This is a genomic window from Rhizobium terrae (assembly GCF_003425685.1).
In the GTDB taxonomy this organism is placed as follows: Bacteria; Pseudomonadota; Alphaproteobacteria; order Rhizobiales; family Rhizobiaceae; genus Neorhizobium; species Neorhizobium terrae.
Map to the genome: position 1 here is coordinate 1 of NZ_QJKM01000044.1, position 10365 is coordinate 10365.

9 protein-coding genes, 2 pseudogenes and 1 CRISPR repeat array are annotated in these 10365 nt (G+C 60.1%); all 11 genes and pseudogenes read left to right on the forward strand.

The window, feature by feature from the left end; all coding sequences use genetic code 11:
- The coding region (locus DMO26_RS32845) for a dipeptide ABC transporter ATP-binding protein (protein ID WP_117196469.1) at window positions 1-1170 on the forward strand (1170 nt) is incomplete at its 5' end.
- A gap of 398 nt (window positions 1171-1568) precedes the next feature.
- Window positions 1569-1793, forward strand: a complete 225-nt coding sequence (locus tag DMO26_RS32850) for an antitoxin MazE family protein (protein WP_117196470.1) — start codon at window positions 1569-1571, stop codon at window positions 1791-1793.
- Window positions 1790-1872: pseudogene (locus DMO26_RS32855) on the forward strand (type II toxin-antitoxin system PemK/MazF family toxin); the annotation flags it as partial. The gene DMO26_RS32850 and the pseudogene DMO26_RS32855, both read left to right, overlap by 4 nt.
- 417 nt (window positions 1873-2289) lie before the next feature.
- Window positions 2290-3435, forward strand: a complete 1146-nt coding sequence (locus DMO26_RS32860; protein ID WP_226951512.1) for a patatin-like phospholipase family protein — start codon at window positions 2290-2292, stop codon at window positions 3433-3435.
- 147 nt (window positions 3436-3582) lie between these two features.
- Window positions 3583-4347, forward strand: a complete 765-nt coding sequence (locus DMO26_RS32865; protein WP_226951513.1) for a DUF3313 domain-containing protein — start codon at window positions 3583-3585, stop codon at window positions 4345-4347.
- Between the two features lie 17 nt (window positions 4348-4364).
- Entirely contained in the window at window positions 4365-5570 is a 1206-nt protein-coding gene (locus DMO26_RS32870; protein ID WP_117196473.1) for an HlyD family efflux transporter periplasmic adaptor subunit, read from the forward strand.
- Complete coding sequence (gene devC / locus DMO26_RS32875) at window positions 5567-6754, forward strand: ABC transporter permease DevC (RefSeq protein WP_117196474.1); 1188 nt, start codon at window positions 5567-5569, stop codon at window positions 6752-6754. The genes DMO26_RS32870 and devC overlap by 4 nt, the downstream gene beginning before the upstream one ends.
- The gene (locus DMO26_RS32880; protein ID WP_226951514.1) at window positions 6754-7446 is read left to right on the forward strand and encodes an ATP-binding cassette domain-containing protein; all 693 of its coding nucleotides are present in this window, start codon (window positions 6754-6756) and stop codon (window positions 7444-7446) included. Before devC ends, DMO26_RS32880 begins: the two co-directional genes overlap by 1 nt.
- Before the next feature lie 506 nt (window positions 7447-7952).
- Window positions 7953-8537: pseudogene (locus DMO26_RS32885) on the forward strand (transposase); the annotation flags it as partial.
- A gap of 32 nt (window positions 8538-8569) precedes the next feature.
- Window positions 8570-8824, forward strand: a complete 255-nt coding sequence (locus DMO26_RS32890; RefSeq protein ID WP_117196475.1) for a FitA-like ribbon-helix-helix domain-containing protein — start codon at window positions 8570-8572, stop codon at window positions 8822-8824.
- Entirely contained in the window at window positions 8821-9240 is a 420-nt protein-coding gene (locus DMO26_RS32895) for a type II toxin-antitoxin system VapC family toxin (RefSeq protein ID WP_117196476.1), read from the forward strand. The genes DMO26_RS32890 and DMO26_RS32895 overlap by 4 nt, the downstream gene beginning before the upstream one ends.
- Before the next feature lie 177 nt (window positions 9241-9417).
- Window positions 9418-10247: a CRISPR direct-repeat array (repeat unit 32 nt; unit sequence GTTTCGACCCACGCCTCCGCGAGGGAGGCGAC).
- The last annotated feature ends 118 nt before the right edge of the window (window positions 10248-10365 follow it).

Sequence of the window (10365 nt, forward strand, 5' to 3'; positions counted from 1 at the left end):
CACGACATGGGCGTCGTCGCTGAAGTCGCCGACCGCACCATCGTCATGTATCGCGGCGACGCGGTCGAGACGGGCGAGACCGGCGACATCTTCCACCGCGGCCAGCACCCCTATACGCGGGCGCTGCTTTCCGCCGTGCCGCGGCTCGGTTCGATGGGCGAGCGCCGGCTCCCCTTGCGCTTCCCGATCGTCGATATCAAGACCGGCGAGCAGACGCCGCTTGCCGACGTCACCGATACGGTCGCCAAGGGCAAGACGCCGATATTGGACGTCAAGGACCTGACCACCCGGTTCGACATCCATTCGGGTCTCTTCGGCCGCAAGAGCGGTGCGGTGCATGCGGTGGAGAAGGTGTCGTTCAACCTGTTCGAAGGCGAGACGCTGTCGCTGGTCGGCGAGAGCGGCTGCGGCAAGTCGACCACCGGCCGTTCGGTCACAAGGCTGATCACCCCGACCAGCGGCGACGTCACGCTCGACGGCTACGAGGTGATGAAGCTCGACCAGCCGAGCTTGAGAAAGATGCGCCGGTCGATCCAGATGGTGTTCCAAGACCCGTTCGCCTCCTTGAACCCGCGCATGAGCGTCGGGTCGGCGGTGATGGAGCCCTATATCGAGCACGGTCTCGGCACGAAGCAGCAGGCGCGCGACAAGGCGGCCGGGCTGATGGAGAAGGTGGGCCTGTCCGCCGACATGATGAAGCGTTTCCCGCACGAGTTCTCAGGCGGTCAACGGCAGCGCATCGCGATCGCCCGGGCGCTGATGCTCGATCCCACGGTGATCGTCGCCGACGAGGCGGTGTCGGCGCTCGACGTGTCGATCAAGGCGCAGGTCTGCAACCTCTTGCTCGACCTGCAGCAGAGTTTGAACCTCGCCTTCCTGTTCATTTCCCACGACATGGCGGTGGTCGAGCGGGTGAGCCACCGGGTGGCGGTGATGTATCTCGGCGAAATCGTCGAGATCGGCCCGCGCGCAGCGGTGTTCGAAAACCCGCAGCATCCCTATACGAGGAAGCTGATGTCGGCCGTGCCGGTCCCGGACCCGTCGCGCCGGCGGATCAAGCGCAACATGTCGACCGACGAGATCAAGAGCCCGATCCGTCCGGTCGGTTACGTGCCGCCGAAGCGTGAGTATCGCGAGGTGAGCGCGGGACATGTGGTGCAGGTGGCGTAAGGGGTGGAAAGGAAGCTGGGATGGTCGCAAATCGCCATAGCTTTTGTAGTGCCCGTGGCGAACCGAAGCGTCCCCAGAAAACGAGCGGAATGGGTCGTGCTCTCTCATATGGTTGGTGGTGGACAAGATCACGACGGACCCGAAGTCAAATATCACGATTGGGTTGGGCGGCTCGACGGCGTGGAGATGGTCCGATTAATCAAGCCGTAATGGTCTTCTTAGGATTGGCGTCTCCGAAACTGGGCTAAAGCGACCATCGACCGAGTCCAAGGCGATAGTTTGGGTCCAGCGACGGATCGCTCACCGGTGCAGCTTACCCTAATGCAAAGAGGCGTGACACTCCGATGGACCCGCCATCCATCTCGTGAGTTACATGTAACTTTTATTGGAGGAGTGCTATGGTCGGAGCATCAAGCCCAAAGCCTTCGCGCGAGAAGGTCCGCGAACATCGCGCGCGACTGCGCGAACAGGGACCGCGCCCGATCCAGATTTGGGTGCCGGATGTGCGGGCGTCGTCGTTTAAGTCGGAGGCGTACCGGCAGTCCTTGATCGTCGCTGCCAGTATCCATGCCCATGAGGATCAGGCATTCATCAACGCGGTCTCCGATTGGGACGATAAATGAAACGGGGAGAGATTTGGACCGTCGCCGGCGGCAAAGACTATGCTGGCAAGCTCCCGTCGTGGTCGTGCAGGACGACCGGACCTGAAGCTTCAAGGATGGGCGATGAAATTGCCAAAGGAATGCAGCTTGCAGCAGACGCTCGAAGCGCTCCGTGACCATTTTCGATTTTGTTTTGGCGATATTGAAATGCGCCATTCGCGAGGGACCTCGCCTCATTCACCTTTTCTGCGAAGGCCACTGCTTGCCGTGCAATAACTCTTAACAACAGAAAACCCAAGCTAACGCCAAAATCGGAATTAGTTCCGCCGGATTTAAACCTAAGGGAATCTGAGCGTGAACTATAAAGGCATGGGAACGCAGTCGCGACATGAGGCGAACAGGCTTTGGCGTCGTAGCAATATTCGCGGAAGCCTGCTGCACAGCTTGCAGGTGGTTTGATGTTTTGTCCAAACCATAAAACGTGGCAATAGGCATGCGTTGGCTACTCGCTGTTTTTATGATGGCGATTCTTGCCGGCTGCCTGGCCCCGGATCGCATTCCTTACGGACCAAAAGCCGCATCGACGGCCGATGTCGAGGGGTTCGGCGACATCCGTATTTATGCCGATGCAAGCGGGAATCTGCCCCAGGCACGTGCTTGGCTCCCCATCCCCAGGCACAAGGAAATCAATTATCTCGTATTGTCCGGCGGCGGTGCCGGAGGCGCCTTCAGCGTCGGGGCGCTGAAGGCTTGGTCCGACAAGAGACAGCGGCCCGAGTTCGATATGGTCAGCGGCGTCAGCACCGGCGCGCTCATCGCGCCCTACGCTTTCCTTGGACAGTCCTACGATCAGCCGCTCGTCGACCTTTATACAAGCGGTGTCGCCCGGGATCTGGTCGATATGGATTTTCTGCCGAGGGGCCTGTTGGGAGCAAGTCTCCTCAAGCAAGAGCCGCTTCGCAGAATGGTTGAACAGTACCTGACGCGCGACATAGTGGCGAAAATTGCCGCAGAGCATCGCAAGGGACGCCGCCTGCTTGTTCTGACCTCGAATCTCGATTCCCAAAGAGCAGTGATCTGGAACATGGGCGCCATCGCCGACAGCAACCGGCCCGATGCGCTGAAGCTGTTCCAGGACGTCATCATCGCATCGGCCAGCATTCCCGGCCTTTATCCAGCCGTGCTCATCAAGGCGAGGTCCGGCGGACAAGTGTTTGAGGAAATGCATTCCGATGGCGGTTCTGCTTCCCAGATCCTGACGATCCCGGAAGGCTGGATCGCCAATGGCGAAAAAGGCGAATGGCCCAAAGGGCCGAAATTCAACATGTACATTCTCGTCAACAACGCCCTGATGCCGGAGTTTTCCATGACCACGAACAACACGTTCATCGTCATGGCCAGGGCAAGCTCGTCCCTCATCAAGGCGCAGACGCGCGCCGCGCTGCTGGCCACCCACGCCTATGCCAAGAAGACCGGCATTCGGTTCCGGATGGCCTCGATCGACGCGCATGTTTCCTACGACATGGCCGATCCTTTCAACACCAATTACATGCGCGCCATATACAACCTCGGGTATGCAAAAATGGCAAGCGACAGTCTGTGGAAGGAGAGGCCCTCCTTCACCGACACGCTCACAGCCACGCAGACAGCGCAATGGCGATAGCTGCACCGCCCCTTCTTTATCATTCGACAGGAGAAAGAGATGTCACATTCCCGCATTGGCCTGGCAGGCATCCGACCATGTCGTCGACCGATCGTGTCCCTTCTCTTGCCCTTGTCGCTTTCGCCAATCGTTGCAGGATGCGCTTCCGTGCCGCTCGAACAGGGGAATTCGCTGACCTCCTATGAGGGGCTGACATCAAACAACGGGCGGTTGACCAAGGCGAAATACAGGGTTGCTTCCAGCGATCTCGGTTCGAACACGACGGTCTATATCGAGCCGACGGCGGTTTCATTCGCCGCCGCCCAGTCCATCAGAAAGTCGTCCGAGGCAACCTTGGTAGCGAATGTGATCAGCCGCGCGCTTTGCGTTGGCGTCAGCGACCGTTTCGAGGTCGTGGACAGGAGGGAGAATGCCGATCTCGTCGTTCACGCGACGATCACCCGCATCGTGCCGACCAACGCGACGGTCGCCGGCCTATCGACTGCGACGTCGCTCGGCGCCAACTTCGTTGTTCCCGTGCCCGTCCCGAGACTGCCGATGGGGCTCGGAGGCCTTTCCGTCGAGGCTGAGGCCACCACGAGAGACGGCAAGCAGGTGGGCGCGATGGTGTGGGCCAAGGGCGCCAACTTCGTGACCACCAATGCTCGCGTTTCACAGATCGGGGACGCCTATTCGCTTGCGGCGGGTTTCGGCAGCGATTTTTCCAAAATGCTCGTCACCGGCAAGACGCCCTTCAAGGGGTTCCCGAAAATCCCCTCCGCCCAGAAGATCAAGTCCGGCCTCGGCGGAAAGCCGAAATACCCGGCCTGCGAGAGGTTTGGCCGGTCGCCCGGTCTGGTGGATTTTGCGGCTTCGCAGGTCGGGCTGCCGCCCTCCTGGACCGACAAACAGCCTGCGGCGCAGGGCCGTTAGAAGGGAAAGCTGTACTTATGATCGAAGTAGTCAAGAACAGCGTCGCATTGCCGCTCGAAGATCCGGGCAAGGGGCATGCTCCGGTGTTCTCCAGCCATGGACGAGAACATGGATCGTGGTGGCGAGGGTTGTTGCTGGCCGGTTCGTTGCTTGGGGTCGGCATGATTGCCGGCATCTATCTGCAGCCGCTGGTGATGCGCATGGTCCTTGAGCTTGCGGGGCTCGATCCGGTTCAATCCTCGGCCGTGACCGTTCCGCAGCAGGAAGAAAGCCAACCGATGCCAGGTGCGGCTGCTTCCGACGTCGTGGCGCTCGGCCGCCTTGTACCGAATGGCGGCACCCTGGCCGTGACACTTCCCAATGGCGCAGGTGACGCTCGCATCGCACGCCTGATGGTGTCCGAGGGCGAACGGGTGGAAGCAGGTCAAACCATCGCGGAACTGGACAACATGCCGGCCCTTCTCGCCGCAAGAGCCTCGGCGGGGTCCAATCTCGCCGCCCAGCAGGCCGCGCTGGAACAGGTTCGCGCATCGACGCTGGCGAGCCTTGCGGAGGCCCGAGCCAACCATGCGGCAGCTGAAGCGACATTGACGCTCGCGAACCAGGAACTCGAGCGACAAGGCAAGCTCGCGGCCGGCAATTCCACCACGCAGGTGCTGTTCGACCAGGCGCGGGCGAACGCGGTCAAGGCGCGGGCCGAGCTGGGCCGGACAGCGGCGCTTGTCGAGCGGTATGGCGGGGCGGAGACGGGCAATCAGTCCGACATTCTCTTGGCGGCGCGTAACCTTGATCTGGCGCGCGCCAACCTCGCTCGCGCCGACGAGGACCTCGCCGCGGCCCGGGTCGTCGCGCCACGAGCGGGAATCGTGCTCGAAATTCACACCCGCGTCGGCGGCAAGCCATCGGCTGCCGGCGTGGTGACGATCGGCGATATCGCGCAGATGACGGCGGAACTGGAGGTGTATCAGGCCGATATCAAACAGGTCGCGCTCGGCCAGATCACCAGCATGACGGCACAGGCGCTGCCGGCTCCCCTGACGGGCAAGGTCACGCGGATAGGACAGATCGTCGGGCGTCAGTCGGTGATGTCCACCGAGCCGGCCGCCAATGCGGATGCGCGCGTGGTGCGGGTGACAGTCACTCTCGATGCCGACTCCTCAGCCCGCGCCGGCTCTTACACCAATCTGGAGGTCATAGGCAGAATAGGAACCAAAACCGAATGACGCTTCTGCTGCATCTCCTGCTTCGGCGCACGCCCATCGGCTGGCTGCAGCTGATGCACAACCGCATGCGGCTGGTCGCGGCGGTGGCGGGAATAGCCTTCGCCAATCTCCTCGTTTTTGTCCAGTTGGGCGTGGTGGCATCCATGAACAGTGTCATCTACCTGACCTATACGCCTTTCCGAACAGATATCATGATCTCCGCGCCAAGCCCTCAGCTCTTTGGCGGTGCGCTGCTGTCGCGAAGGATCATCTACATGGCGCTTGCCGATCCGGGCGTGGCCGATGCGACCGCCCTTCATCTCGGCAGTATGGAATGGAAAAGGCCGGGTGGCATGTCCAAAGTCCTGATCGTCTATGGCATGGCGCCTGAGGCCGGCGCTTTCGCGGGCGACACGATCACCGATCAGCAATTGGCCATGCTGGCGCTGCCCAACCGCGTGCTGCTCGACAGCGAGTTCAAGGATGTGGGGAAGGATGGGAGTGACATGGCAATCAAGCAGCTATCGCCCGAGACGCCCCTGGAGTTCGAGATCAACGGTCATGCCGTTTCGGCCGTGGGTAGTTTCAAGCTCGGCAGCGGCTTCGGTTACGATGGTGCGCTCTTCATGTCGGACCAGACATTTCAGCGGCTTATACCGGAGCGGACGTCCGGCACGCTAAGCCACGTTCTCGTTCAGTTGAAACCGGGGGCGGACCCGGCACTCGCCGTCCGACGCCTGAACGAGCGGCTGAAATCGGAACATGTCCAGGTCCGCACAGCCGCGCAGATGATCGCCGACGACGTCAACTATATGAATACCGAAGCACCGATGGGCATTATATTCGGCATCGGCGTTTTCATCGGTATTTTTGTCGGTCTGGTCATCGTCTACCAGGTCCTCGCAACAGATGTCGCCGCGCATATGAAGGAATATGCCACGTTCAAGGCCATGGGCTATCCGCATCGTTTTCTGCTCGGGATCGTTTTCGAGGAAGCGCTGATCATCGCCTTCCTCGGTTTCATGCCCGGAGTTCTGCTCGGGAGCGGGGTTTATCAGGTGATGGCGATGGCAACCGATCTGCCGCTTGGCATGACGCCCGGCCGTGCCCTCACGGTTCTCGCGGGCACGTTCGTTGCCTGCGCATTGTCGGGCTCGCTTGCAACCCTTCGCCTCAGGCGGGCCGAACCGGCGGAGTTGTTCTAATGATGAGCCGTGGCGAACCATCCATTCGTCTGGAAAGCGTCAATCACTGGTTCGGCGCAGGTGAAACCAGGATCCAGGCGATCTTCGACGCGTCGCTGTCGATCGAACGCGGCAGCTTGACCATCCTGCGCGGCCCTTCAGGCTCGGGCAAGACGACCTTGCTCACCCTCATGGGAAGCCTGCGCAAGGTGCAGGAAGGTTCGATCCGTCTGTTGGGTCAGGAATTACGCGGGGCGAGCCAACGCAGCCAGGAAGCATTGCGCCGCCGGCTCGGTTTCATCTTTCAGGCCCATAACCTGCATGAAAGCCTGACTGCGCGGCAGAATACGCTGATGGGGCTGCAGGTGCATGGCCCGGGCGGCGACGCGGCCAGGCAAAACGCGGCGGTGATCCATATTCTGGAGGTGCTCGGTCTGGGCGCGCGTATCGACTATCTTCCGGAAAAGCTCTCCGGCGGGCAGAAGCAGCGCGTGGCCATCGCCCGAGCGCTGGTATCGAACCCGGAGATCGTTTTTGCCGACGAACCGACCGCCGCGCTGGACAAGGATGCGGGGCTCCATGTGGTGCGGATGCTGAAGGCGCTTGGCAGGACGCGCGGCACGTCGACAGTAATCGTGACGCATGACACGCGCATCATCGAGCTTGCCGACAGGATCATCACCGTCGAGGACGGACGATTGCTGCCCGGCTGAGATGCGGAGGCAGGGGGCCTGAGCGATCCGAGGGCGCTGCAGCCCCCGTCATCCGGCGTCTTAGCCACATATCGTGGGTCCCCGGGGAAATGACCGAAGGATGCGCAAGCGGCCCGTCAATCGACGGGCCGCTTGTAGGGTGAGACGTCAAGGGTTTGTCGCCGCTTCGCCATCACCAACGATGCCATCCTGCCGGTCACGACAGAAGCCGTGGATAATATCGCGCCGGCGGGACAACCCCGCTTCCAATGGGTCGAAGAGCAGTCCGCGAATCCGGAAAAGGAATCGGCTCCAACTTTGGATATTGCTTGGAATATTTCAGTATTGTCTTGATTGGTATCCAAAGTGTTTTTCCGGTAAATACAGGAAACCGGATTATATATTAATAACCAAGATGAAACTGCTGAATTCGTCGACCGTGAAGAACGGCGAATATAGCTTTGTTGGTTGACGTGGCGTGGCTAAAACCGCTGTCAACAAAGCTTATGATGCGAACGATAGTGGCTGCCTTCCTGAAAGCTCAGGTGAACAAGACAGATCGCAATGATGCGCGTGGCATCGCGCAGATGATGCGCGTCAATCTGTTCCGTCCTGTGCATGTCAAGACGTTGCGGAACCAGAAGCGCCGTGCGCTTCTGACAGCGCGCAAGTTGCTGAAGGAAAAGGCGTTGGCTTTCGAGAACGATATCCGCGGCTTGCTGCGCAACTTTGGGCTCAAGGTCGGGATGATCGGGGTGGGTAAATTCGAAGAGCGGATCCACGACCTCCTGGAAGCATTGCCCGATCTTCAGGAGATCATTACCCCGCTTCTGGATGCGCGGCGCAAATTGCGCGAGGAATTCTCAAAACTGCATCGCCAGTTGCTCGACATCGTCCGAGATGACGAGGTGTGCCATCGGTTGATGACGATCCCGGGAGTTGGTCCGGTAACCTCGCTTGCTTTCGTCTGCACCATCGATGTTTCAGCGCGATTTGTCACATCACGAGCGGTGGGGCCATCCCTCGGACTGACGCCGGTCATCAACCAGTCGAGGGTTCTCGTTCCACATCGAATCTCCTTGAAGAATGTCATCATTTTGCGTACTTTGATATCAAATTCGTCGTTTATGTTAGGTTGATATCAATGCCGGCGGTCACCATTCGTAATCTTTCCGACGAAACACATCGTGCCTTGCGGGTGCGAGCGGCTCATCATGGCCGTAGCACCGAGGCTGAGATCCGTGACATTATCGAGGCGGCTGTTCGCCCAGCTGAACGCGTGAAACTTGGTTCGTTGCTAGCGGCCATTGGTCGTGACGCCGAACTTTCTAACAGTGACGTTGAAGCCCTGCAGCGAAATCGCGATGAGACACCTGCTGAGCCGATGACTTTCGAATGATCTTGCTGGACACCAACGTGATATCGGAGCCGTGGAAACCGGTGCCTGATGAGGCAGTAGTCGCCTGGCTGGATGCCCAAGCCATCGAGACGCTGTTCCTTTCCGCTATAACGATTGCTGAACTTTGGTTTGGGATCGCGGCTATGCCCTCGGGGAAACCGCAAACTATCCTCCGCGATCGCCTTGAGGGTGAAGTGCTTCCGCACTTTTCGGAGCGCATCCTGCCTTTCAATCTGGCGACTTCACAGTTCTACTCGGAACTGATGGCCCGCGCTCGAGTATCCGGGAAAGCGATCAGCAAGACTGATGGTTATATTGCAGCCACAGCAGTAGCAAACGGCCTCGCGGTTGCAACTCGTGACACAAGCCCTTTCGAAGCCGCTGGGTTGAAAGTGATCAATCCATGGTCCCCATGACGGTGGTGTCGATCTGCGTGCTGTAGGTTCGTAAATGGTTCAAGACCGACGCCAATAACTGTTCATGCTGTCAGTTTTGGTATCGCGCGCTCGATCAATCGCAGGAATCGGGTGTTGCTAGCCCCCGCCTGCCGCGCGACGATCAACGAGGAATTCCAGCCGACGTATCGCGACATGGTTTCGACCCACGCCTCCGCGAGGGAGGCGACGCGTAGTTGCATTTCAGGTTGCGCCAGACGCAATGGTTTCGACCCACGCCTCCGCGAGGGAGGCGACCTGAAGCCGTGGCCGCGTCAATGCCCGACATGCTGTTTCGACCCACGTCTCCGCGAGGGAGGCGACAACGCCATCCCGCCATCCGGAATTTCTGACAGAGGTTTCGACCCACGCCTCCGCGAGGGAGGCGACACTGAAAAACCCGACCGATCGGCCTGTTCCCATCGTTTCGACCCACGCCTCCGCGAGGGAGGCGACCAATAATCGGCCAGCGAATGGACACGTCTTCCTTGTTTCGACCCACGCCTCCGCGAGGGAGGCGACGGCATGGCACCATGCAGACGGGTTTTCCTCGAAAGGTTTCGACCCACGCCTCCGCGAGGGAGGCGACCGTCGGTGAGTGCTTTAGAAGGGGACTGATACAGTGTTTCGACCCACGCCTCCGCGAGGGAGGCGACGAAAATGCGCATGCTCTTTCCTTTCGCTGGTTGGGTTTCGACCCACGCCTGCGCGAGGGAGGCGACTCGGCAGGGTGCGGACGACCGTCCCCGCCCCACATGTTTCGACCCACGCCTCCGCGAGGGAGGCGACGACCGCTCGACGATCTGCTCTTTCTGGTTTCGGGTGTTTCGACCCACGCCTCCGCGAGGGAGGCGACGAGTTCGTCGGCGTCGAAGAGTCGTGGTTCAAGGGTTTCGACCCACGCCTCCGCGAGGGAGGCGATGACGAATACATGGCGCTCGTGCGCTTCATCGCGTGGTTTCGACCCACGCCTCCGCGAGTGCGTATTCCGATGAAGCCGGCCATCGATTCCGATTTGAAGCCGGCCAGTCATTCCGATTTCATTCCGGCCGGCGTTCCGATTTGAAGGCGGCCATTTCTCGGACTGATCCTGGGTCTGTTTGATGT